At 60.7% G+C, this 21,837-nt stretch carries 21 protein-coding genes; 14 read left to right on the forward strand and 7 right to left on the reverse strand.

The window, feature by feature from the left end:
- Positions 1-22 precede the first annotated feature (22 nt).
- Positions 23-631, reverse strand: coding sequence for a TetR/AcrR family transcriptional regulator (locus U873_RS0103560; RefSeq protein ID WP_025126928.1), 609 nt, complete (start codon positions 629-631; stop codon positions 23-25).
- 203 nt (positions 632-834) lie between these two features.
- On the opposite strand from U873_RS0103560, the gene U873_RS0103565 reads away from it, so the two are divergent.
- Together U873_RS0103565 and U873_RS0103570 are read left to right on the forward strand one after the other, a co-directional pair.
- Positions 835-1,893, forward strand: a complete 1,059-nt coding sequence (locus tag U873_RS0103565; RefSeq protein ID WP_025126929.1) for an MBL fold metallo-hydrolase — start codon at positions 835-837, stop codon at positions 1,891-1,893.
- 84 nt (positions 1,894-1,977) lie between these two features.
- Positions 1,978-2,535: an AAA family ATPase gene (locus U873_RS0103570; RefSeq protein ID WP_025126930.1), complete on the forward strand. Its 558-nt coding sequence runs from the start codon at positions 1,978-1,980 to the stop codon at positions 2,533-2,535.
- On the opposite strand, the gene U873_RS0103575 is transcribed toward U873_RS0103570, so the two are convergent.
- Complete coding sequence (locus U873_RS0103575) at positions 2,517-2,834, reverse strand: helix-turn-helix transcriptional regulator (protein ID WP_025126931.1); 318 nt, start codon at positions 2,832-2,834, stop codon at positions 2,517-2,519. The two genes, U873_RS0103570 and U873_RS0103575, sit on opposite strands and share 19 nt — an antisense overlap.
- 106 nt (positions 2,835-2,940) lie before the next feature.
- A complete protein-coding gene (locus U873_RS0103580) occupies positions 2,941-3,732 on the reverse strand; it encodes a helix-turn-helix transcriptional regulator (protein ID WP_025126932.1) in 792 nt (263 codons plus the stop codon).
- A gap of 113 nt (positions 3,733-3,845) precedes the next feature.
- Between U873_RS0103580 and U873_RS0103585 the strand changes: the two genes are divergently transcribed.
- Together U873_RS0103585 and U873_RS0103590 are read left to right on the forward strand one after the other, a co-directional pair.
- Positions 3,846-4,661, forward strand: coding sequence for a sulfite exporter TauE/SafE family protein (locus tag U873_RS0103585; protein WP_025126933.1), 816 nt, complete (start codon positions 3,846-3,848; stop codon positions 4,659-4,661).
- Positions 4,662-4,781: 120 nt separating this feature from the next.
- On the forward strand, positions 4,782-5,981 hold the full coding sequence (locus tag U873_RS0103590; protein WP_025126934.1) for a hypothetical protein: 1,200 nt from the start codon (positions 4,782-4,784) through the stop codon (positions 5,979-5,981).
- A gap of 6 nt (positions 5,982-5,987) precedes the next feature.
- Here U873_RS0103590 and U873_RS0103595 read toward each other — a convergent pair whose 3' ends face one another.
- Entirely contained in the window at positions 5,988-6,968 is a 981-nt protein-coding gene (locus U873_RS0103595) for a hypothetical protein (RefSeq protein WP_025126935.1), read from the reverse strand.
- 438 nt (positions 6,969-7,406) lie between these two features.
- On the opposite strand from U873_RS0103595, the gene U873_RS0103600 reads away from it, so the two are divergent.
- Entirely contained in the window at positions 7,407-8,120 is a 714-nt protein-coding gene (locus U873_RS0103600) for a phosphatase PAP2 family protein (RefSeq protein ID WP_025126936.1), read from the forward strand.
- A 313-nt stretch (positions 8,121-8,433) separates the two neighbouring features.
- Here the strand turns inward: U873_RS0103600 and U873_RS0103605 are convergent, their stop codons facing one another.
- On the reverse strand, positions 8,434-9,681 hold the full coding sequence (locus U873_RS0103605; protein WP_025126937.1) for a ribonucleotide-diphosphate reductase subunit beta: 1,248 nt from the start codon (positions 9,679-9,681) through the stop codon (positions 8,434-8,436).
- 751 nt (positions 9,682-10,432) lie between these two features.
- Complete coding sequence (locus tag U873_RS34965; RefSeq protein WP_081818601.1) at positions 10,433-10,696, reverse strand: DUF2790 domain-containing protein; 264 nt, start codon at positions 10,694-10,696, stop codon at positions 10,433-10,435.
- A 411-nt stretch (positions 10,697-11,107) separates the two neighbouring features.
- On the opposite strand from U873_RS34965, the gene acs reads away from it, so the two are divergent.
- Positions 11,108-13,063, forward strand: coding sequence for an acetate--CoA ligase (gene acs, locus U873_RS0103615; protein WP_025126939.1), 1,956 nt, complete (start codon positions 11,108-11,110; stop codon positions 13,061-13,063).
- A 338-nt stretch (positions 13,064-13,401) separates the two neighbouring features.
- Here the strand turns inward: acs and U873_RS36565 are convergent, their stop codons facing one another.
- Positions 13,402-13,650 carry a hypothetical protein gene (locus U873_RS36565; RefSeq protein ID WP_157838057.1) on the reverse strand — a complete coding sequence of 83 codons (249 nt, stop codon included), beginning with the start codon at positions 13,648-13,650 and terminating at the stop codon, positions 13,402-13,404.
- Positions 13,651-13,751: 101 nt separating this feature from the next.
- Between U873_RS36565 and U873_RS0103620 the strand changes: the two genes are divergently transcribed.
- From U873_RS0103620 to aruF, 8 genes are all read left to right on the forward strand, one after another.
- Entirely contained in the window at positions 13,752-14,528 is a 777-nt protein-coding gene (locus U873_RS0103620; protein ID WP_025126940.1) for an ABC transporter substrate-binding protein, read from the forward strand.
- A 91-nt stretch (positions 14,529-14,619) separates the two neighbouring features.
- A complete protein-coding gene (locus U873_RS0103625; protein ID WP_016968104.1) occupies positions 14,620-15,309 on the forward strand; it encodes an ABC transporter permease in 690 nt (229 codons plus the stop codon).
- Complete coding sequence (locus U873_RS0103630; RefSeq protein WP_025126941.1) at positions 15,306-16,004, forward strand: ABC transporter permease; 699 nt, start codon at positions 15,306-15,308, stop codon at positions 16,002-16,004. The genes U873_RS0103625 and U873_RS0103630 overlap by 4 nt, the downstream gene beginning before the upstream one ends.
- A 1-nt stretch (position 16,005) precedes the next feature.
- Positions 16,006-17,118: a succinylglutamate desuccinylase/aspartoacylase family protein gene (locus U873_RS0103635; protein ID WP_025126942.1), complete on the forward strand. Its 1,113-nt coding sequence runs from the start codon at positions 16,006-16,008 to the stop codon at positions 17,116-17,118.
- Positions 17,119-17,141: 23 nt separating this feature from the next.
- Positions 17,142-17,906 carry an ABC transporter ATP-binding protein gene (locus U873_RS0103640; protein ID WP_025126943.1) on the forward strand — a complete coding sequence of 255 codons (765 nt, stop codon included), beginning with the start codon at positions 17,142-17,144 and terminating at the stop codon, positions 17,904-17,906.
- Positions 17,907-18,019: 113 nt separating this feature from the next.
- A complete protein-coding gene (argR, locus tag U873_RS0103645) occupies positions 18,020-19,000 on the forward strand; it encodes a transcriptional regulator ArgR (protein ID WP_025126944.1) in 981 nt (326 codons plus the stop codon).
- 456 nt (positions 19,001-19,456) lie between these two features.
- The gene (locus U873_RS0103650) at positions 19,457-20,677 is read left to right on the forward strand and encodes an aspartate aminotransferase family protein (protein ID WP_025126945.1); all 1,221 of its coding nucleotides are present in this window, start codon (positions 19,457-19,459) and stop codon (positions 20,675-20,677) included.
- Positions 20,678-20,810: 133 nt separating this feature from the next.
- A complete protein-coding gene (gene aruF, locus U873_RS0103655) occupies positions 20,811-21,830 on the forward strand; it encodes an arginine/ornithine succinyltransferase subunit alpha (RefSeq protein WP_025126946.1) in 1,020 nt (339 codons plus the stop codon).
- Positions 21,831-21,837: the final 7 nt, after the last annotated feature.

Raw genomic sequence — 21,837 nt, forward strand, 5'->3', positions numbered from 1 at the left:
GGCCAGCGAGGCCGGTGCCGGCTCAAGCCTGGTAGTGGGGGAGGAACATGTCCAGAGCCGATTCGATGACCCGGATCTGCATGTCCGGTTCCAGAGGCGGTTGGCCCAGGGTGATCTGTGGCCAGAAGGCAAAGCCCTTGAGCAGCCCGTGCATTTGTTGGGCCGCGAACTCCGGGTCCACCGGCTTGAGGCGCCCATCGGCCTGGGCCGCGCGAATCCACAGGATCAGCCCTTCTTCCCGTTCGCCCAGGCGCGCCACCATGTTCTGCGCGCGCTCCGGCGAGTGGATGGCTGCTGCGATGGCGACCCGCGCCAGGTCGAGGAAGTTGTCATCGGCAAGCAGTTGCAACTTGGCCCCGAGCACCTTGCCCAGTTGTTCGCGCAGGGGCAGGTCGCTGCGGTAGACGATGTCTGGCTGAGCACTGATGCTGGCCCAGAGCTTGTGCAGGATTTCGGCGAACAGCTCTTCTTTGCTGGGGAAGTGGTTGTACACCGTGCGCTTGGAAACCCCGGCCGTGGCGGCAATCTTGTCCATGCTGGTGACTTCGAAACCACTGCTGCGGAATTCGTTGATCGCCGCCTGGATGATGGCGTGGCGCTTGCGGTCGGTGAGGCGCTTCGGAGCTGTCATAAGTTGGGTTCGGTGAGGGTGGGCGGTGAAAACACTCGGCAGTCTACTTCGTCTTAATTCTGTTGCAATGTAGAAACTACACTGTGTAGTGTAGTTCATCTTGAAAACGACGATTGGCGGCTGATGCTTGCGTGCCTTGGCCAATAGATCTTCTTGCAGAACAACCTAGGAACCTTGCCGCGTTCCATGGAGTCATTTCAGTCATGGCCACTATTTCGTCCCGAGCCGCCCAGGCTCCCCGCCCGCAAACCTCTCGCCAGGAGCAGGGGGCCTACCGCAATCATGCACCGGTGAGTCGTGCAGGTTTTGGCAAGACCCTGCGGATCTTCTGGAACATGCTGTTCCACAAACCACGCAATACCCGTCCGGCGGGCGCCATCCCGGTGCAGCCGCTGACGCGCGAGCAGTTGCTGGCAGCTCCCAATCACAGTGTCTTCCGCCTGGGGCATTCCACGGTGTTGCTGAAGATGCGCGACAAGTTCTGGATCACCGACCCGGTATTTGCCGAACGCGCGTCGCCGGTGCAGTGGGCCGGGCCGAAACGCTTTCATCAGCCGCCCATCAGCCTGCAAGCACTGCCGGAGATCGAGGCGGTGATCCTGTCCCATGATCATTACGATCATCTGGACCACCAGACGGTGCTGACCCTGGCCAACAAGACTCGGCACTTCCTGACCCCTCTGGGGGTGGGAGATACCCTGATCAAGTGGGGGGTGCCGGCAGCCAAGGTCCGGCAACTGGATTGGTGGCAAGGCTGTGAAGTCGAAGGCGTCTGCTTTGTCGCCACGCCGTCGCAGCATTTCTCCGGGCGCGGCCTGTTCGATGGCAACCACACCCTGTGGGCGTCCTGGGTCATGATCGATGGGCCGACACGGATCTTCTTCAGTGGCGATACCGGTTACTTCGATGGTTTCAAACGCATTGGCCAGCAATACGGGCCGTTTGACCTGACCCTGATGGAAACCGGTGCCTACAACGTCGAGTGGCCCCATGTGCACATGCAGCCGGAGCAAACCCTGCAGGCCCATATCGACCTGCAAGGCCGCTGGCTGCTGCCGATCCACAACGGTACCTTCGACCTGGCGATGCACGCCTGGCATGAACCCTTCGACCGCATCCTGGCCCTGGCCTGGGAGCGCAGCATCAACATCACCACGCCGCAGATGGGAGAGGCCTTCAGCCTGGCACAGCCTCAGCGGGGAGGGGCCTGGTGGCTGGAGGTCGAGGGGGCACTGGAGCAGGCGGGCGTCGAGTCCGCTTGATCCTGCTTGCAAGCTTGTGCTCTGGGCAAGGATCGGCCAAGGCTGTAGAAGTCTGATGGACGTTCTCTGCCACGGAGCTGCCTCATGGCCAACAGAGTTCATATCTTCGGTGCCTCCGGGTCTGGAACCACGACCCTGGGCCGGGCGCTAGCCGAGCACTTGCGTTGTCGGCACTTTGATTCCGACGATTTCTACTGGCAACCCAGCGCCCAGCCCTTCAGTTGCCGGCGACCCCGGGATGAACGGGTCCACGGGTTGCAGACCCAGGTGCTGGTGGAGCCGGACTGGGTGTTGTCCGGCTCTCTCTGTGGCTGGGGAGACCTGCTGATTCCCAGCTTTACCCTGGCAGTCTTGGTGCAGCTGGACCCTGAGGTCCGTTTGCAACGCTTGCGTGCGCGTGAGTTTCAGCGTTACGGCGCGCAGATCTTCGAAGGCGGCGAGCGGTTTGCCGCGACCCAGGCTTTCCTCGACTGGGCGGCAGGTTACGACGCCGGGGGCCATGGGACTCGCAGCCTGCGTCGCCATGAAACCTGGATCAAGAGCCTGGTTTGCCCGGTCATCCGCCTGGATTCGACCGACCTTGGTGTGCGGGCCCTGCGTGAGCAACTGCTCAAGGCGCTGGATCACTCGAGCATGGCGTAGTCGGGGCGCTCCATAGGGTTGGGGGTGGCGCCCTTGATGTTCATGCCCCGGCCAGGCGTGAAGCCGGGGAAGAACACCAGGCCCTGGGCTTCAAGACAGAATGCCAGGGCCAGTCGGGTGACATCGCGGACCTCGTAACCGGCCTCGAAGCGCTGGATGGCTTGCACCGAGACCGCCGACTCGCGGGACAGTTGGTCCATGTCCCAGCCCAGCATGTCGCGGGCCTGGCTACAGTGCTGCGGGGTGAACTGATAGAGGGCGATACGTTCCAGGGTGATTTTCATCGCTAGAGACGCCATGGTTTTCTCCGGGAGGGTGGGCAATGCAATGGGTTTGTACTGGTTATTTGTACAGTTGTTTGCGTCCCGGATCAAACTCATTTTTTGCCTTTGCGGGGGCCTTTGGTCACAAGGTTTTGCCCCGGCCAGGGTCCGCCTGACTCAAGTAGGTGCTGGGGGAATGCCCCAGCACGCGACGAAACATGGTGGAGAATGCCCCGGGGCTGTCATAGCCGAAGTCCAGGGCGATTCGCGTCACCGGTTCCGCCGCCGCCAGCCGCGCCAGAGCCAGGATCACGCAGGCCTGTTGTCGCCATTCAATGAAACTCATGCCCGTGTGCTGGCGAAACCAGCGGTTGAAGGTGCGCACACTGATGTGCAGCCGGTCTGCCCAAACTTCGGGGGACTGGTGGATATTCGGTCGTTCGAGAAAGGCCTGGCACAGCTCCAGCAGGGGGCCGGCAGCAGGCAAGGGAATGTGCAGCGGCAACGGGGTGCTGCGCTGCAGTTCGTGCAGCAGCAACGCCACCAAAACCCCGTCGCGCCCGTCCTGATCGTATTCCAGAGGCATCTCTACCGCCTCCAGAAGCAGTTGGCGCAGCAACGGCGAGACGTTGATGACCCGGCACTGGCTGCTGTCCAGAGGCGCTGCGACAGGCTCGATGTACAGGCTGCGGGTGCTGACCCCGAGCATCAGTACCTCATGCTCCACCCCGGGCGGGATCCAGACCGCACGTTGTGGCGGCACCACCCAGTTGCCCTGATCGGTGCCCACTTGCATGACGCCGGTGGCGCCATACAGTAACTGCGCCCGTCGGTGGCGATGGCGTGGCAGGCGCTGCCCGTCGGCATAGTCGGTGCCGATGGCCAGCACCGGGCGCGGAGTCTGGTCCAGGTGTTCGATGGAGATATTGCGCATGCCGACAGGGCTCCTACCTGGCGTAAACGCAAACATTATTGGCTAACTTGCTGAAGTCGGCCAAGCGCAGGCGTTCTATTGTGGGCAACCTTTTCCCCGACGGACGCTGCTCGATGTTCTATCTGCTGCTGGCTCTCTTTGGTTGCATGACCGGTATTAGCGCCGTGCTGTTCGGTTTTGGCGGCGGCTTCGTGGTGGTGCCCTTGCTGTACTGGATGTTGCTGGGCAGCCAGGGTGTTGATTCGGCAGCGGGACAGTCGGCAATGCACATCGCGGTAGCCACCTCGACGTGCGTGATGATCGTCAATGCCCTGGTCGCCAGCCGTCGGCACCAGCGCGCGGGTAATCTCATTCGTCACTACCTGTGGCCACTGGGCGGTTACATCGGCCTGGGAGCAATGCTCGGCGCGGCGGTGGCTATGTGGGTCAGTGGTGAGGTCATCCGCCATGCCTTTATCGCCTACCTGGGGGTCACCATTGTCGATTGCCTGTTGCGTCGTGGCTTTCTTGAGCAGGCTGAAGGGCGGACGGCGCGTCGCCTGGGGGCCCGGGAAACCTGCTTGGGGGGTACAGGCATAGGCTTGGTCGCCACCTTTCTCGGCGTGGGTGGCAGCGTCATGACCGTCCCGTTACTGCGCCGCTGTGGCCTGAGCATGACCCAGGCCACCTCCATGGCCAATCCCTTGAGCGTGCCGGTGGCCCTGGCGGGAACTGCCACCTACATGGCCCTGGCGAGTTTCAGTCGATTCGATCTGGGGCCCTGGTTCATCGGTTACGTCGACCTGCTGGCGTTCTCGCTGCTGACCCTCGGCTCGTTGCTGGGCATACGCCTGGCCACGCCCTGGATCGGCCGTATTCCTGACCGCGTGCATGCTCGGGTTTACGTCGGCCTGTTGTTGGTGGTGCTGCTGTCGATGTGCCTGAAATGATAGGGGCGTCACGGTGGGCGGCTCGATTGTCGCGGATCTGCGGTTCATAATTGTCCAGTGCTTGCGCAAGGCCCTGGCTTCGCTGGCGGCGGTGCCGACTTTTCAGTCAAGGGAGTTTCCATGTTCAAAGGATTGATGCGCCAGATCGTCGGCGTCCTGCTGTTCTCGGCCCTGCTGTCGAGCGTACAGGCCTCGTCCTCGCAACAGGTCTTCAGCGGCACCCTGGGCAAGATGCCGATCGTGCTGGAGATCAGTCGCGGCGATGCCCAGCAGGTCACCGGCCGCTACTTCTATCGCAAGTATCACCGTGACCTGGCGCTCAACGGCCTGCGCCAGGGACAGTCGCTGGCGTTGCGTGAGGGGAACGAATCTTATGGCGAGCATCAGCCGCAGCTGCCCACGTTCACCTTGCAGCAGACTGCCAATGGCTGGCAGGGCCAGTGGCAAAGCCCCAAGGGCAAGACCCTCGATGTCCAGCTGTCGCCGGCCCAGGCCGAGGTGCCCCAGCCTGATGCACCGCCGTACCTGGTGCGTTTGTATCAGAGCGACTTGTACGAATACCTGCGTTTGCAAGGCTTGCCCCTCAAGCCGGGCAAGCAGCAGAAGTTCATGGGTTACACCCTGCAATGGTGGACCGAACCCGAGTCCAAACTGTCGATGTTCAAGGTCACTGACGGCTACCCCGAGGCGCAACAGCAGCAGCTCAATCTACTGCTGATGGAGCGTTTGTGGGGAGACGTGACGGCCTACCACGAATGCATGCTGGGTGCGGGCTCTCAGGAAGGGGAGTTCATGCAGACAGTGAAGCCGCAGTTCTTCTCGTCGGCGGTACTCAGCGTCAACATTGCCACCAGCTATTCCTGTGGTGGTGCCCATCCGGACTTTGGTGATTCGCCGCTGAATATCGATGTGAACAGCGCTCACCCACTGTCCCTGACCGATGTGCTGTGGGTCGGGCAGGGCAAGCCGATAGTGCACAGCGACCGTACCACCCAGGGCGACCCAAGCCTCACCGAGACCGAGCGCAAAGCCCTCTTTGCCTACAACCGGGAACAGTTGTCGCCATGGCTGGTCGAGCAATTTACGGCCCTGTATCCCAATGAGATGCGCGAGCCGGCCAGCCCGGAGGATGGTTGCAACTACAGCGACGAAAACGTCTGGGGCGATAACAGTTGGTACTTCACCCCCAAGGGGCTTTTCATCAAGGCTTACTTCCCTCGAGTGGAAAGGGCTTGCGACGGCCCGGACTGGGCACTGCTGCCTTATTCCATCATCAGCAAACACCCCGGAGCCGTGGCCCTGGAGTTGCCCAAGCGCTGACGCCGATCACTGTGCATCGAGCCCTGGTGCTTCACGAATGATCAGGTGATCGAGGTTATCGATATTGGCGCTGAATACCCCGAAGGTGGCGTCGGGGTTTTTCTTGCTCGGTACCTGCTTGAGCGCCGGGGTGACGCCATAGAAGAAGCAGTACAGAGCCTTGTCGCTGTCGATGGCGTTCTTGATCTCCATCAGGAACGCCTTGTGCTTGCGGTAGTTCTCGATCAGCTTTTTGCTCAGGTAGACATTGACCGAATAGGGCTTCTTCCTGGATTCGCCGTCTGCCTTGAACCAGACCTTCTGTTCGAAATCGATGCGAAAGCTTTGGGTGTAATCCTTGATCTCCTTGATCTTGCCCCAGTACACCAGCCCCTTGTTGTCCTGCAGGTACTCGATCTTCTTGAAGAACGAGGCATAGGACGCCGTGTGCTCGCCGATCTTCAGCGGCATGCGCTTGAGCAGTTCCTTGTCGTCGATATTCGACACAAAGCATTCCACCGGATGGGCGAAGACGCTGGTCTTGTCCGGGGTGCTGTCGCGCCCCGCGTGGGGCCCATGAGTGCTGGGGGCGCCGATGGGCGGGGTGTCCCGCGGTGCGTCCGGCGCGTTTGTCGGGCTGGCGGGTTGGCGTACGTACTCGCGGCGGATCAGCAGCAGTTCCGAAGGAAAGTGCTCCTCGCGATCATCCTCGGTCAACCTGCCTTCCGCGCTGCCGGGGCCTTTGCTGACGCCATAGGGGCAACCTTCTATATGAAGCGTCCCTGGCAGATTCTTGAAGTGCGGTGTACGGATGTAGTTGACGTTCTTGGCATTGAAGGTGCCCAGGCCATTGCTGGCAGTGAACGCCGCACGGCATTCATCGTTGGGGCACTGGAAGCTTTCCCTGGCTGAATCGAAGACCACCGTCTCATCGAAATTCAGATCCCGCACGTCATAGATCGACAGCTTGTCGTCGAGGCTGATGCAGTAGGCGGTATCGAATTTCATGGGGGCTTGGGTCCCTGAGCAGAGAAAGGGTCTTTATAGCGGTCGGCCTTGATGCCTGTACATATTATTTATGCAGGCCTGCCAGCTGCAGCCGCGCCTTGATCAAGGCAAGCCTCCAGTCATTATTACTGTTCAAGGTACTTGTCGAGGGTAATAAGTTCGTGGGGTTAGGTACTAATTCTTTAGGTTTTTACGAAATTTCTTACAGGCTTAATTAATATAACTCTCATGATTTAGATAGGAGTCCTACATAATCCCGAGGCTGAAAATACAGCCCCGTTTAACCCTGGAAATAATGGCAGAGAGCGTCATGCCACTGGCAAGGAGGGACAAGTAAGCTTTGCAGAAATGGCTGATAAAGAGGCGCCGGAGTGATGGATAAAATCCGGCGGGAATAGACGCCACGACTATTCCCCTCACTATAACGAGGACCTCGATATGCCTAGTGTGATGCGCTCAGTACTGTTGTTCATGGCCTTGTGTTGTTCAGGGCTGGTGCTGGCGGAGCCGGCAACGCTGCCTTATCTGCCGGCCGATCGGCTTCTGCTTGTCGACTACCTGCCGCCGCCACCGGCCGGTGATTCGCCACTTCAGCAGAGGGATCTGCAAGCGGTCCTGGCAGCCCAGGCGGTGCGCAGCAGCGAACAGGTGCGCCAGGTTCAACAGGATGACGAGTGGCAGGACAGCGTGTTTCATTTTGCTCGGGAAGCCCTTGGGGAAGGCTTCAGTGTCGAACGTCTGCCTTTGACCCAGGCCTTCTTTCGTCGGGCACAGGAAGATCTGGTGCAGTGCCTGATGCCGGCCAAGCGGGCTTATGGTCGTCCGCGTCCCTATGAGGCGTCGTCTCTGGTCAAGGCTGTATTGCCTCCCCCAGAGGGCGACTCCTACCCCAGTGGCCACTCGATGAATGGATACCTCAATGCAACCTTGCTTGGCATGGCCTTGCCGGAAAAACGCAGCGCCTTGTTCCAGCGTGCACAGGTCAATGCGCAGAGCCGGGTGATCGCCGGAGTCCATTTCCCCAGCGACCTGGAGGGTGGGCAAATAGGCGCGGCGGTGCTGGTGGCAAGGTTGCTTGCTGACCCGCAGGCTGCTCTGGATTTTGAACGGGTGAAGGTTGAGCTGCGCAGCAACCTTGTTGTGGCGCAGTGAACGGTTGCACGGGGTGGCCTGGGTCGGGATCTTCGGTTTTGTGCGTTCTGCCGAGTGACGACTACCTGAATGAGGCCAGCAAGGCCGGCTTGTCCCGAGAGCCGTTCGCGGCGTTTGCAGAACGACACAGGTGGGCGCCGTGCACGGTTGGCCTCAGGCCGCCTGGGGGAGGGGCATCTGAAGCCAGGAGACAAAAAGCTCCCTAGGCGCAAGGCAGGCTGCGGATGTTTCTTTCGTCCAATAAAAAGCCCTGACCAGGTCAGGGCTTTTTCAGCTGGTTCGCCCATTCACTCATGAATGGGGAGTTCGCAGATCAATCCCAGCTCAGCGCACCGCCAGTCTGATACTCGATCACGCGGGTCTCGAAGAAGTTCTTCTCTTTCTTCAAGTCCATGATCTCGCTCATCCATGGGAACGGGTTGGTGGTGCCCGGGTACTCTTCCTTCAGGCCGATCTGCGACAGGCGACGGTTGGCGATGAACTTGAGGTAGTCCTCCATCATCGCGGCGTTCATGCCCAGTACACCGCGCGGCATGGTGTCGCGAGCGTATTCGATTTCCAGTTGAGTGCCCTGGAGGATCATCTGGGTCGCCTCTTCCTTCATCTCGGCATCCCACAGGTGCGGGTTTTCGATCTTGATCTGGTTGATCACGTCGATACCGAAGTTCAGGTGCATGGATTCGTCGCGAAGGATGTACTGGAACTGCTCGGCAACGCCGGTCATCTTGTTACGGCGGCCCATGGACAGGATCTGGGTGAAGCCGCAGTAGAAGAAGATGCCTTCCAGAACGCAGTAGTAGGCGATCAGGTTGCGCAGCAGTTCCTTGTCGGTGTCGACGGTGCCGGTTTCGAACTTCGGATCAGAGATCGAACGGGTGTACTTCAGGCCCCAGGCAGCTTTCTTCGCGACCGATGGAATCTCGTGGTACATGTTGAAGATCTCGCCTTCATCCATGGCCAGCGATTCGATGCAGTACTGGTAGGCGTGGGTGTGGATCGCCTCTTCGAACGCCTGGCGCAGGATGTACTGGCGGCATTCCGGGTTGGTGATCAGGCGGTACACGGCCAGTACCAGGTTGTTGGCAACCAGGGAGTCGGCGGTGGAGAAGAAGCCCAGGTTGCGCATGACGATGCGGCGCTCGTCGTCGGTCAGGCCTTCCGGGTTTTTCCAGAGGGCGATGTCGGCGGTCATGTTGACTTCTTGCGGCATCCAGTGGTTTGCGCAACCGTCCAGGTACTTCTGCCAGGCCCAGTCATACTTGAACGGCACCAGTTGGTTGAGGTCGGCGCGGCAGTTGATCATGCGCTTTTCATCAACCGCGACGCGGGCGGAAGAGCCTTCCAGCTCGGCCAGGCCTTCGGCGATGTCGAGCTGGTCCAGAGACGCCTTGGCGCGGGCCACGGCAGCGGAGTCGTTGGCGGTCACGGCGCGGGCTTCGAGAGCAGCGGCACCGCCGGCACTGTCGAGGCGGTCCATGTTGGCTTCAGAAGCGTGGCCGGCGTTGGCGCCCTTGACTGCAACTTCGCCTTCTTCTTTGTCGAATTCGTCCCAGCTCAGCATGACGTGTCGTCTCCTGCTTGAGGGCCAGATGCCCGTGTGAAAACTAAAGGGTTGGCTTTTCACACGGCGCTACCGGCCGCGTTAAATCATAAGAAATCGTTTGTTGCAGCAGTGAACGCAGGCAATAAACAGAAATTCGTGTCCGGGAGCCCTGCGGCTGCTGTCGGGCGGAGCTGAGGCTATCGGCTCCTGCGCGGAATTCAGCAGGTGGTTTGCATCCGGTAAGGGAATGTTGCAGGCCCGTTTTGAGGACGCATTATAAGGATATTTTCAGGGCCGTGGGGCGACCGATGGGCGCAGGCAGGCCCGAGAAGGGGAGGGACTGAGGGCAGAGCGCGGGTTTACAAGGCTTTGGCCGTCGAAGATTTTTTTTTGCCCTCGAAAAAAAATCCCAGAAATGGCCAAAAAATAGCCAATTTTACTAGATGTTGTGTTTTTGCAAGCGGTTTTCCTGTTTTTGACACAAGTCAAATCGGCCGAATTCGAGCCCTGGAATTGCCATGAAGCGTGCCCTAATGGGGGCGGGTTCGAGACAGGCGAGGTCGTTGCTGCTGATGCTCATGCAGGCGTCAGTTCGCTGCGTGGGCGCATCGAGGATCCGAGGAGTGAGTGCGTGCGATTGCCGTGGTCGCACGTCGATGGAGGGATGCCCAGGCCAGTCAAATGTAGGGGCGAGTGTCGGGGCATCTTTGCCGCAAGAGGGATTTCTTGCGGCCGGCAGTCATCAGGGGCTGTGCAATGAACTTCGGTATCAGCCGTTAGAGCAACCGTTACCCATGACGCGGTATTGAAGAATATGCCGCTGGCCTTGGGAGTCTTCATATTCCATGCGGGCTGGTACAACTTCACAGACTTCTGGAACTTCGCTCATGGAGATAACTTTGGCGATATCCAGATCGGTGGAGTAAGTGTATTCCTCTACCGGTACTTGCTGGTTGGCGACATCAGTCGGGATCTCGTCAGCCATTGCTGTAACGCACAGACTGCTGAGGGCCAGAACTAATAAAGCTTTCATTTGCTGTTTACCTTTCTAAGGTCGTGTGGGGTCACGCAGCCTTTGTGGGGCTGCGTGTGGAACTTGAGTAGAAGTTTGATTAACGGCCTTCGTGGGGGCTGTAACCTGGTTAATCAGTTTGCCTGTTTGGCGGAGCTGATTTTAGGCCTGGGGGCGGCGCTCATATAGGCGTGGTTTTGATAAACACCTTTGACAGTTTTTGTAACAATCGCCGGAAAACCACTGAAAAAGGCGGGTACGGAACATTTTTGTTGGTGGCGAACAATGCTGTAAGCGGCGTGCTTGAAGGGCTGCGACAAATACCGAGGCATTTTGTAGGGGGTTGTTACTACCATCGTCGAATGGTTCTATAGGCGCCCCCCGGCTACAACGGGGTCATACAAAAACAACTATGTCACCGAGGTAAGAAAGATGAGTGCGGCTTCTCTGTATCCCGTTCGTCCCGAGGTTTTGGCCAATACGCTGACTGACGAGGCGACCTACAAGGCCATGTACCAGCAGTCGGTCGTGAACCCGGACGGTTTCTGGCGTGAGCAGGCCAAGCGCCTCGACTGGATCAAGCCTTTTACCACGGTGAAGCAGACCTCCTTCGACGACCATCATGTCGACATCAAGTGGTTCGCCGATGGCACCCTGAACGTCTCCTACAACTGCCTGGATCGCCATCTCGCTGAACGTGGCGATCAGTTGGCGATCATCTGGGAGGGCGACGACCCTTCCGAAAGCCGCAACATCACCTACCGCGAACTGCATGAAGAAGTCTGCAAGTTCGCCAACGCCCTGCGTGGTCAAGACGTGCACCGCGGCGACGTGGTGACTATCTATATGCCGATGATTCCCGAAGCCGTGGTGGCCATGCTGGCCTGTACCCGTATCGGCGCGATCCACTCGGTGGTGTTTGGCGGTTTCTCGCCGGAAGCTCTGGCTGGCCGCATCATCGACTGCCGTTCGAAAGTGGTGATCACCGCGGATGAAGGCATCCGTGCCGGCAAGAAGGTCCCGCTCAAGGCCAATGTCGACGACGCCCTGACCAACCCGGAAACCAACAGCATCCAGAAGGTCATCGTGTGCAAGCGCACCGGTGGCAACATCAAGTGGAACCAGCATCGCGACATCTGGTACGAAGACCTGATGAAGGTGGCAGGCAGCGTTTGCGCACCGAAAGAGATGGGGGCCGAAGAGGCGCTGTTCATCCTCTATACCTCCGGCTCCACCGGCAAGCCCAAGGGGGTGCAGCACACCACCGGCGGCTACCTGCTGTATGCGTCGCTGACCCATGAGCGGGTGTTCGACTACCGTCCGGGTGAAGTCTACTGGTGCACCGCCGACGTCGGCTGGGTCACCGGCCACACCTATATCGTCTATGGTCCGCTGGCCAATGGCGCCACCACCGTGCTGTTCGAAGGCGTGCCCAACTATCCGGACGTGACCCGGGTGGCGAAGATCGTCGACAAGCACAAGGTCAACATCCTCTACACTGCACCGACCGCGATCCGCGCCATGATGGCCTCGGGCACTGCTGCCTGCGAAGGCGCCGATGGCAGCAGCCTGCGCCTGCTGGGCTCGGTGGGCGAGCCGATCAACCCGGAAGCCTGGGACTGGTACTACAAGAACGTCGGTCAATCCCGTTGCCCGATCGTCGATACCTGGTGGCAGACCGAAACCGGCGCCACCCTGATGAGCCCGCTGCCGGGTGCCCATGCCCTGAAGCCGGGCTCCGCTGCCCGTCCGTTCTTCGGCGTGGTGCCGGCCCTGGTGGACAACCTGGGCAACATCATCGAAGGCGCGGCCGAGGGCAACCTGGTGATTCTCGATTCCTGGCCGGGCCAGGCGCGGACCCTGTACCGTGACCATGATCGTTTCGTCGACACCTATTTCAAAACCTTCCGCGGCATGTACTTCACCGGTGACGGCGCCCGTCGCGATGAGGACGGTTACTACTGGATCACTGGCCGCGTCGACGACGTGCTCAACGTTTCCGGGCACCGCATGGGCACCGCCGAAATCGAGAGCGCCATGGTTGCCCACCCGAAAGTCGCGGAAGCGGCGGTGGTGGGGGTGCCTCACGACATCAAGGGCCAGGGCATCTATGTCTATGTAACCCTCAATGGCGGTGAGGAGCCGAACGAAGCGTTGCGCCTGGAACTGAAGAACTGGGTGCGCAAGGAGATCGGTCCGATTGCCTCGCCGGATGTCATCCAGTGGGCGCCGGGCCTGCCGAAAACCCGCTCCGGGAAAATCATGCGCCGAATCCTGCGCAAGATCGCCACGGCGGAGTACGACGGTCTGGGGGATATTTCCACCCTGGCCGACCCGAGTGTGGTCCAGCACCTGATCGATACCCACAAGACCATGAACGTCGCCTGAGGCGCGTTCGGAGTCGTCGAGCCCCGCCCGGCCTTGTGCCGGGCGGGGCTTTTTTATGGCGCCTTGGAAGGATTGTTTCAGTGACGACTGCCCGTGGCGTGGGCCAGGTCAGGCCCAGTGAAGTGTCGGAGGGGGCTCTAGCGCGCCCACTGCAGAGGGATCACCCAGCTCGATCGCAGCCCCGGGTGGCGACAGCAACGGGCTTGCAGCAATAAATAAATATCGGATTTGTCCCGCAGGCAGGTCTGAATGTTACCGAAGCCATAGACGGTGACACCGCCCGCCCGTTTTCGGGGCAATGGGAAACGCCAGGCGCCATCTCAGGGCTTTTTATACCCCTATGAAAAATAAGTCATCACGCTGCGCTTGCCGGGATAGAAGGCTTTGCCAATAATAGGCCCGCAATTTGCAGCATAGATCGGTTCACTGTCTTTTGCTCTTGCATAAAACTCAAGAGCTGTCAATGTGCTGGCCCGGCATTCTCGATGCTTCTGTAATTTGTTGTCGCATTGAGGAAATATCGGCTTCCAGCCTGTCGTTAGAATGCCGGTCACTCGCTTGTCGTTGCCTGTGTGTGAACCCTTCACGGGCTTCCCGGGACGCAGCGCCGCTATTGCTGTTCCACTCACTCGCATATTGGGCAGTCGCTCACTTTGCCGTTTTCGCCCTTTACCGATGGAGTTCTAAGATGAAGAAACTCGTGCTTCTTGGCGCCCTGGCACTGTCCGTGCTCTCCCTGCCGACTTTCGCCGATGAAAAGCCCCTGAAAATTGGTATCGAAGCGGCTTACCCTCCGTTTGCCTCCAAGGCCCCGGACGGCAGCATCGTCGGTTTCGACTACGACATCGGCAACGCCCTGTGCGAAGAGATGAAGGTCAAGTGTGTCTGGGTCGAGCAGGAGTTCGATGGTCTGATCCCGGCACTGAAAGTGCGCAAGATCGACGCCATTCTCTCGTCCATGTCGATCACTGACGATCGCAAGAAGTCCGTGGACTTCACGGGCAAGTACTACAACACCCCGGCGCGCCTGGTGATGAAGTCCGGCACCCAGATCAGCGACGGCCTGGCCGAGCTCAAGGGCAAGAACATCGGTGTGCAGCGCGGCTCGATCCATGAGCGTTTCGCCCGTGAAGTCCTGGCGCCCCTGGGGGCTCAGATCAAGCCTTATGGCTCGCAGAACGAAATCTACCTGGACGTGGCCGCCGGTCGCCTCGACGGTACCGTGGCGGACGCTACGCTGTTGAATGACGGCTTCCTGAAGACTGATGCCGGCAAGGGCTTCGCCTTTGTGGGGCCGGCCTTCACCGACGTCAAATACTTCGGCGACGGCGTAGGGATCGCCGTGCGCAAGGGCGACAAGGCCAATCTGGACAAGATCAACGCCGCCATCGCTGCCATTCGTGAGAACGGCAAGTACAAGCAAATCCAGGACAAGTACTTCGACTTCGACATTTACGGCAAGTAAAGCGTCGAAACAGTCAGTCCGAGATGGCGCAAGCAGCAGAATCTCTGAAGTTTGCGCCATTTTTTCATCCCAATTTTCGAGGACCTGAATCATGTTGAAAGGCTACGGGGCTGTCATCCTCGATGGCGCTTGGCTGACGCTTCAGCTCGCCTTGTCGTCCATGGCCCTGGCCATAGTTCTGGGTCTGATCGGGGTCGCGCTGCGCCTCTCGCCGGTGCGCTGGCTGGCCTGGCTGGGCGACCTGTATTCCACGGTAATCCGGGGTATTCCCGACCTGGTGCTGATCCTGCTGATCTTCTACGGCGGTCAGGATCTGCTCAATCGCGTGGCGCCGCTGCTGGGCTACGACGACTACATCGATCTCAATCCGCTGGCTGCCGGTATCGGCACCCTGGGCTTCATCTTCGGGGCCTACCTGTCGGAAACTTTCCGTGGCGCCTTCATGGCAATCCCCAAGGGCCAGGCGGAAGCCGGCATGGCGTACGGCATGAGCAGCTTCCAGGTGTTCTTCCGGGTGATGGTGCCGCAGATGATTCGCCTGGCAATTCCCGGCTTCACCAACAACTGGCTGGTGCTGACCAAGGCCACCGCGCTGATTTCCGTGGTGGGCCTGCAAGACATGATGTTCAAGGCCAAGCAGGCGGCAGATGCCACCCGCGAGCCTTTCACCTTCTTCCTCGCAGTGGCGGCCATGTACCTGGTGATCACCAGTGTCTCGCTGCTGGCATTGCGTCACCTTGAGAAGCGCTACTCGGTAGGCGTAAGGGCGGCTGATCTATGATCTTCGACTACAACGTCATCTATGACGCCTTGCCGCTGTATTTCAGCGGCCTGATGACCACCCTCAAGCTGCTGGCGCTATCGCTGTTCTTCGGCTTGCTGGTGGCCTTGCCTCTGGGTCTGATGCGGGTTTCCAAGCAGCCATTGGTGAACATGACGGCGTGGCTCTACACCTACGTGATCCGCGGCACGCCGATGCTGGTGCAGTTGTTCCTGATCTACTACGGCCTGGCCCAGTTCGAAGCGGTGCGCGAGAGTTTCCTCTGGCCATGGCTGTCCAGCGCGACCTTCTGTGCTTGCCTGGCCTTTGCCGTCAACACCAGCGCCTACACCGCTGAAATCATCGCCGGCAGCCTCAAGGCCACGCCCAATGGCGAGATCGAGGCGGCCAAGGCCATGGGCATGTCGCGCTACAAGATGTACTGCCGGATTCTCCTGCCATCGGCCCTGCGCCGGGCGCTGCCGCAGTACAGCAACGAAGTGATCATGATGCTGCAGACCACCAGTCTGGCGTCCATCGTCACCTTGATCGACATCACCGGTGCTGCACGTACGGTGAACGCGCAGTACTACCTGCCGTTCGAGGCCTACATCACTGCCGGCGTGTTCTACCTGTGCCTGACCTTTATCCTGGTGCGCCTGTTCAAGCTGGCCGAAGGCCGCTGGCTGCGTTACCTGGCGCCGCGGAAGCACTGACATGCAACGTATTGATCATCCATTGCCCTGGAATCACCTGGGCAGCGAGCGCAGCATCTCGGTGTTCCGTTTCGGCAGCGGCGAGCGCAAGGCCTATATCCAGGCCAGCCTGCACGCTGACGAACTGCCCGGCATGCGCACCGCCTGGGAGCTGAAGAAGCGCCTGGCCGAGCTGGAAGCCCAGGGCCTCCTCAACGGCGTCATCGAGCTGGTGCCGGTGGCCAACCCGCTGGGCCTGGGGCAGTTGCTGCAAGGCAATCACCAGGGGCGTTTCGAGGCTGGCAGCGGCAAGAACTTCAACCGTGACTTCGTCGAGTTGAGCGAGCCGGTTGGCCGGCGCCTGGAAGGGCGCCTGGGGGATGATCCGCACGCCAATGTGCGCCTGGTCCGCCAGGCCATGGCCGAGGTGTTGGCCGAGCTGCCTCCGGCGTCCAGTCAGTTGCAGGGCCTGCAACGTGTGCTCCTGGGGCATGCCTGCACCGCTGATGTGGTGCTGGACCTGCATTGCGATGCCGAAGCGGCCCTGCACATGTATGCCTTGCCGCAGCACTGGCCGCAGTGGCGTTCCCTGGCGGCGCACCTGGATGTCCGGGTTGGCCTGCTGGCGGAAGATTCCGGCGGCAGTTCGTTCGACGAGGCCTGTTCACTGCCTTGGCTGCGCCTGTCGCGACAGTTCCCCGAGGCGCAGATCCCCTTGGCTTGCCTGGCGACCACCCTTGAGTTGGGCGGCCAGGCTGACACTGGCCGCCCTCAGGCCGAGGCCCATGCCGAAGGCATCCTGGCGTTTCTGGCCGAGCAGGGGCTGATTGCCGGCGAGTGGCCGGCGCCCGGGCGTGAAGCCTGCGAAGGCATGCCCTTCGAAGGTACGCAACTGCTGTATGCGCCCCATCCCGGCGTGGTGAGCTTTCTGCGTCCAGCCGGTAGCTGGGTCGAAGTGGGCGAGCCGGTTTTTGAAGTGATTGATCCTCTATCCGATCGGGTCAGTACGGTGTGTGCTGGCACCAGCGGCGTGTTGTTCGCCGTTGAGCGGCTGCGTTATGCCCAACCCGGTTTCTGGCTGGCCAAGGTGGCGGGGCGCGAAGCGCTGCGTCACGGGCGCTTGCTCAACGACTGACTGTTTTTGTGAGAACCGACCGCATGTACAAACTTGAAGTCCAGGACCTGCATAAGCGCTATGGCAGTCATGAAGTGCTCAAGGGCGTGTCCCTGAAGGCCGCGGCTGGCGATGTGATCAGCATCATCGGCTCCAGTGGCTCCGGCAAAAGTACCTTCCTGCGCTGCATCAACCTGCTGGAGCAGCCTCATGCCGGCAAGATCCTGCTGAACAACGAAGAGTTGAAGCTGGTGCCCAACAAGGACGGTGCTCTGAAGGCTGCCGATCCCAAGCAGTTGCAGCGCATGCGCTCGCGCCTGTCGATGGTGTTCCAGCATTTCAACCTGTGGTCGCACATGACCGCGATTGAAAACATCATGGAGGCGCCGGTCCATGTGCTGGGCGTGTCCAAGTCTGAAGCCCGTGAAAAGGCCGAGCACTACCTGGCCAAGGTCGGCGTGGCCCATCGCAAGGATGCCTACCCGGGGCACATGTCCGGTGGCGAGCAGCAGCGCGTGGCGATTGCCCGGGCCCTGGCCATGGAACCTGAAGTCATGCTGTTCGACGAGCCGACCTCGGCCCTTGATCCGGAGCTGGTGGGCGACGTGCTGAAGGTCATGCAGGCCCTGGCCCAGGAGGGCCGGACCATGGTGGTGGTGACGCACGAAATGGGCTTTGCCCGTGAGGTTTCCAACCAGCTGGTGTTCCTGCACAAGGGCGTGGTGGAAGAGAGTGGCAACCCGCGGGAAGTGCTGGTCAACCCGCAATCAGAACGCTTGCAACAATTCCTCTCGGGCAGCCTCAAGTAATAGCTCCCGTTGTGCACCAAATTAGGTCATGCTGCGCACCGCGCGCCAGATGGTCTAATTTGGTGGCTGCCGCCCTTGGCCTCTCACACTGTTTTTGTTTCGGATTGCCCGCCATGACTGCCCATCGAATTGGTTTCCTGATTTGGCCCAGCACTAAAGCCTTGACGCTGGCGCTGGCCGAGGAGGCCTTGCGCGTTGCTCAGCGGGTGCACCCGGAAGTGGTCTACGAACTGGCCTTTCTCCAGGCCGAGGCAGCGGAGCCCGGAGCCTGGCAACTGCCGGGCGAGCCTTGGGCGGGCAAGCTCGAGGGGTGCCAGAAGCTCTTCCTGCTGGCGGATGAGCCGCCGGCGCCGATGAGCTCCGGCCTGAGCGCTGCCCTCAAGCAACTGGTGCGTGCCGGTTGTGTGATCGGCGGCCTGTCCGCCGGGGTATACCCCTTGGCCCAGCTGGGTTTGCTTGATGGTTACCGGGCGGCAGTGCATTGGCGTTGGCAGGATGATTTTGCCGAGCGCTTTCCCAAGGTCATAGCCACCAGCCACCTGTTCGATTGGGACCGTGATCGCCTGACAGCCTGTGGCGGCATGTCGGTCCTGGACCTGTTGCTGGCGGTGCTGGCTCGGGATCATGGCGCCGAGCTTGCCGGTGCCGTCTCCGAGGAGCTGGTGGTGGAGCGCATTCGCGAGGGCGGCGAGCGCCAGCGCATTCCGTTGCAGAATCGCCTGGGCTCCAGTCATCCGAAGCTGACCCAGGCCGTGCTGTTGATGGAGGCGAACATCGAGGAGCCGCTGACCACCGACGAAATCGCCCAGCATGTGTGCGTTTCGCGACGACAGCTGGAGCGGATCTTCAAGCAGTACCTGAATCGCGTGCCCAGCCAGTACTACCTGGAGCTGCGCCTGAACAAGGCCCGGCAGATGTTGATGCAGACCAGCAAGTCGATCATCCAGATCGGCCTTTCCTGTGGCTTCTCCTCGGGGCCGCACTTCTCCAGCGCCTACCGCAACTTCTTTGGCGCCACTCCTCGTGAAGACCGCAACCAGCGGCGCAGCAGCAGTCCGTTCGAGCTGTCCTCGGTGCCTGCCGAGCGCGGTTGATGGCCGGTGGCCTGTCGGCCAGGCTCCGCTGTTCTATTTCTCGCCAGCCTTGCATGAGCTCGCGGCCATGGGCGCCGACATTCCTTCGATGTGAGTCGCATCCTGGCTGAGGCGCTAGTGCTTTCCGGCGGCTTGCAGGTTTCGGTGTTGCCTGTGGTAGGGGCACGGCTCGGCTGTTGGTCGGTGGCTGGCGGGCGAGGTGCAGCCTTTGCCACAGCTCATAACTATCCAGATCATTCATGCAATCAAATTCCCGGCAAACCTGCCGCTGGAGCGGTGCGCAGTTTAAACTGCGCCTTTGCGACGCTATTTGTCGCATTGCCATAAACCCGCTTGAAACCGGGGTTGGCGCTATAAGAAGTTGTCGCTTGGCGACAAGGCCGGGCACAAAACTGTCCTTACAATCCCTCCATCGCTCGCCAGTTTCCGGCGGGTGTTCCTCTTCAGGAGACTCCGATGTCCGTTGAGCAAGCTCCGGTGCAACGCGCCGATTTCGACCAGGTGATGGTTCCCAACTACGCACCTGCGGCTTTCATTCCTGTGCGTGGCGCGGGGTCTCGAGTCTGGGATCAATCGGGGCGGGAGCTGATCGACTTTGCCGGCGGCATCGCGGTCAACGTATTGGGCCATGCCCATCCGGCGCTGGTCGGTGCGCTGACCGAGCAGGCGGGCAAGCTGTGGCATGTTTCCAACGTCTTCACCAACGAGCCGGCCCTGCGCCTGGCCCACAAGCTGATCGACGCGACTTTCGCCGAACGCGCCTTCTTCTGCAATTCCGGTGCAGAAGCCAACGAGGCCGCCTTCAAGCTGGCCCGTCGCGTGGCTCATGACCGTTTCGGCGCCGAGAAGTACGAAATCATTGCCGCCCTCAACAGCTTCCACGGCCGTACCCTGTTCACCGTGAACGTGGGCGGCCAGTCCAAGTATTCCGATGGTTTTGGTCCGAAGATCACCGGCATCACCCACGTTCCCTACAACGATCTGGCGGCCCTCAAGGCTGCAGTGTCCGACAAGACCTGCGCTGTGGTGCTGGAGCCGATCCAGGGTGAAGGCGGCGTACTGCCGGCCGAGCTGGCCTACCTGCAAGGCGCCCGCGAGCTGTGCGACCAGCACAATGCGCTGCTGGTGTTCGACGAAGTGCAGACCGGCATGGGCCGCTGCGGCGAGCTGTTTGCCTACCAGCATTACGGTGTGACTCCGGACATCCTCACCAGCGCCAAGAGCCTGGGCGGCGGCTTCCCGATTGCCGCCATGCTGACCACCGAAGCGCTGGCCAAGCACCTGGTGGTTGGCACCCACGGCACCACCTACGGCGGCAACCCGCTGGCCTGTGCGGTGGCCGAGGCGGTGATCGATGTGATCAACACCCCTGAGGTGCTGAATGGCGTCAAGGCCAAGCACGACCGCTTCAAGACCCGTCTGTTGCAGATCGGTGAGAAGTACGGCCTGTTCAGCGAAGTCCGTGGCCTGGGCCTGCTGCTCGGTTGCGTGCTCAGCGAGGCCTGGAAAGGCAAGGCCAAGGACGTGTTCAACGCGGCCGAGAAAGAAGGCCTGATGATTCTGCAGGCCGGTCCTGACGTGGTGCGCTTCGCCCCGAGCCTGGTGGTCGAGGATGCCGATATCGACCAGGGCCTGGAGCGCTTCGAGCGTGCCGTGGCAAAACTGACTCAAGCCTGATCCAGGCGGCGGTACCCCTCGGTGCCGGCCTCTGACGGCCGGCGTCGAGCCTAATTCCTGTGCCGGGTTGTCCCGGCATTTTTTTCCCTGAGTCGGACGGTTTCCGACCTGTTTTAGAGTAAGGAGTGACACCATGCTGGTGATGCGCCCCGCGCAAATGGCTGATCTGGGCGAGGTACAGCGTCTGGCTGCAGACAGCCCGATCGGTGTCACCTCCTTGCCGGATGATGTGGACCGCCTGAGCGACAAGATCGCCGCCAGCGAAGCTTCGTTTGCCGCTGAGGTGAGCTTCAATGGCGAGGAAAGCTATTTCTTCGTCCTCGAAGACAGTGCCAGCGGCAAGCTGGTGGGCTGCTCGGCGATTGTCGCTTCGGCGGGCTATTCCGAACCTTTCTACAGCTTTCGCAATGAAACCTTCGTCCATGCCTCCCGCGAGCTGAAGATCCACAACAAGATCCACGTCCTGTCGCAGTGCCATGACCTCACCGGCAACAGCCTGCTGACCAGCTTCTACGTGGTTCCGGAGCTGGTGGGTTCGCCCTGGTCCGAGCTCAACTCCCGGGGCCGCCTGCTGTTTGTCGCCAGCCACCCGGAGCGCTTCGCCGACTCGGTGGTGACCGAGATCGTCGGCTACAGCGACGAACACGGCGACTCGCCGTTCTGGGACGCCATCGGTCGCAACTTCTTCGACCTCAACTACGCCGAGGCCGAACGCCTGTGCGGGCTGAAGAGCCGGACCTTCCTCGCCGAGCTGATGCCCCATTACCCGATCTACGTGCCGTTGCTGCCGGACGCAGCCCAGGAAGCCATGGGCCAGGTGCATCCGCGGGCGCAGATCACCTTCGACATCCTGATGCGCGAAGGTTTTGAAACCGATCACTACATCGACATTTTCGACGGTGGCCCGACCCTGCATGCGCGCGTCACGGGGATTCGCTCGATTGCCCAGAGCCGCGTAGTGCCGGTGAAAATTGGCGAGGCGACCAAGGGCGGCGGGCGCCAGTACCTGGTGTCCAACGGCCAGTTGCAGGATTACCGTGCAGTGCTGCTGGAGCTGGACTACGCGCCCGGCAAGCCGGTGACCCTGGACCTGGAGGCGGCCGAAGCCCTGGGCGTCGGCGAGGGTGCCAGTGTGCGCCTGGTGGCGGTTTAACGCCTGC

The sequence above is a fragment of the Pseudomonas sp. PH1b genome (assembly GCF_000633395.1).
In the GTDB taxonomy this organism is placed as follows: Bacteria; Pseudomonadota; Gammaproteobacteria; order Pseudomonadales; family Pseudomonadaceae; genus Aquipseudomonas.

What these genes read in the sequence shown, in the direction of transcription:
- U873_RS0103585 (WP_025126933.1), top strand. Translation starts at nt 3,846, where the DNA reads ATGTTCTATCTGCTGCTGGCTCTCTTTGGTTGCATGACCGGTATTAGC.
- U873_RS0103620 (WP_025126940.1), top strand. Translation starts at nt 13,752, where the DNA reads ATGAAGAAACTCGTGCTTCTTGGCGCCCTGGCACTGTCCGTGCTCTCC.
- U873_RS0103560 (WP_025126928.1), bottom strand. Translation starts at nt 631, where the DNA reads ATGACAGCTCCGAAGCGCCTCACCGACCGCAAGCGCCACGCCATCATC.
- U873_RS34965 (WP_081818601.1), bottom strand. Translation starts at nt 10,696, where the DNA reads ATGAAAGCTTTATTAGTTCTGGCCCTCAGCAGTCTGTGCGTTACAGCA.
- aruF (WP_025126946.1), top strand. Translation starts at nt 20,811, where the DNA reads ATGCTGGTGATGCGCCCCGCGCAAATGGCTGATCTGGGCGAGGTACAG.
- U873_RS0103625 (WP_016968104.1), top strand. Translation starts at nt 14,620, where the DNA reads ATGTTGAAAGGCTACGGGGCTGTCATCCTCGATGGCGCTTGGCTGACG.
- acs (WP_025126939.1), top strand. Translation starts at nt 11,108, where the DNA reads ATGAGTGCGGCTTCTCTGTATCCCGTTCGTCCCGAGGTTTTGGCCAAT.
- U873_RS0103580 (WP_025126932.1), bottom strand. Translation starts at nt 3,732, where the DNA reads ATGCGCAATATCTCCATCGAACACCTGGACCAGACTCCGCGCCCGGTG.
- U873_RS0103590 (WP_025126934.1), top strand. Translation starts at nt 4,782, where the DNA reads ATGTTCAAAGGATTGATGCGCCAGATCGTCGGCGTCCTGCTGTTCTCG.
- U873_RS0103600 (WP_025126936.1), top strand. Translation starts at nt 7,407, where the DNA reads ATGCCTAGTGTGATGCGCTCAGTACTGTTGTTCATGGCCTTGTGTTGT.
- U873_RS0103570 (WP_025126930.1), top strand. Translation starts at nt 1,978, where the DNA reads ATGGCCAACAGAGTTCATATCTTCGGTGCCTCCGGGTCTGGAACCACG.
- U873_RS0103650 (WP_025126945.1), top strand. Translation starts at nt 19,457, where the DNA reads ATGTCCGTTGAGCAAGCTCCGGTGCAACGCGCCGATTTCGACCAGGTG.
- U873_RS0103595 (WP_025126935.1), bottom strand. Translation starts at nt 6,968, where the DNA reads ATGAAATTCGATACCGCCTACTGCATCAGCCTCGACGACAAGCTGTCG.
- U873_RS0103575 (WP_025126931.1), bottom strand. Translation starts at nt 2,834, where the DNA reads ATGGCGTCTCTAGCGATGAAAATCACCCTGGAACGTATCGCCCTCTAT.
- U873_RS0103630 (WP_025126941.1), top strand. Translation starts at nt 15,306, where the DNA reads ATGATCTTCGACTACAACGTCATCTATGACGCCTTGCCGCTGTATTTC.
- U873_RS0103640 (WP_025126943.1), top strand. Translation starts at nt 17,142, where the DNA reads ATGTACAAACTTGAAGTCCAGGACCTGCATAAGCGCTATGGCAGTCAT.
- U873_RS0103565 (WP_025126929.1), top strand. Translation starts at nt 835, where the DNA reads ATGGCCACTATTTCGTCCCGAGCCGCCCAGGCTCCCCGCCCGCAAACC.
- argR (WP_025126944.1), top strand. Translation starts at nt 18,020, where the DNA reads ATGACTGCCCATCGAATTGGTTTCCTGATTTGGCCCAGCACTAAAGCC.
- U873_RS0103605 (WP_025126937.1), bottom strand. Translation starts at nt 9,681, where the DNA reads ATGCTGAGCTGGGACGAATTCGACAAAGAAGAAGGCGAAGTTGCAGTC.
- U873_RS0103635 (WP_025126942.1), top strand. Translation starts at nt 16,006, where the DNA reads ATGCAACGTATTGATCATCCATTGCCCTGGAATCACCTGGGCAGCGAG.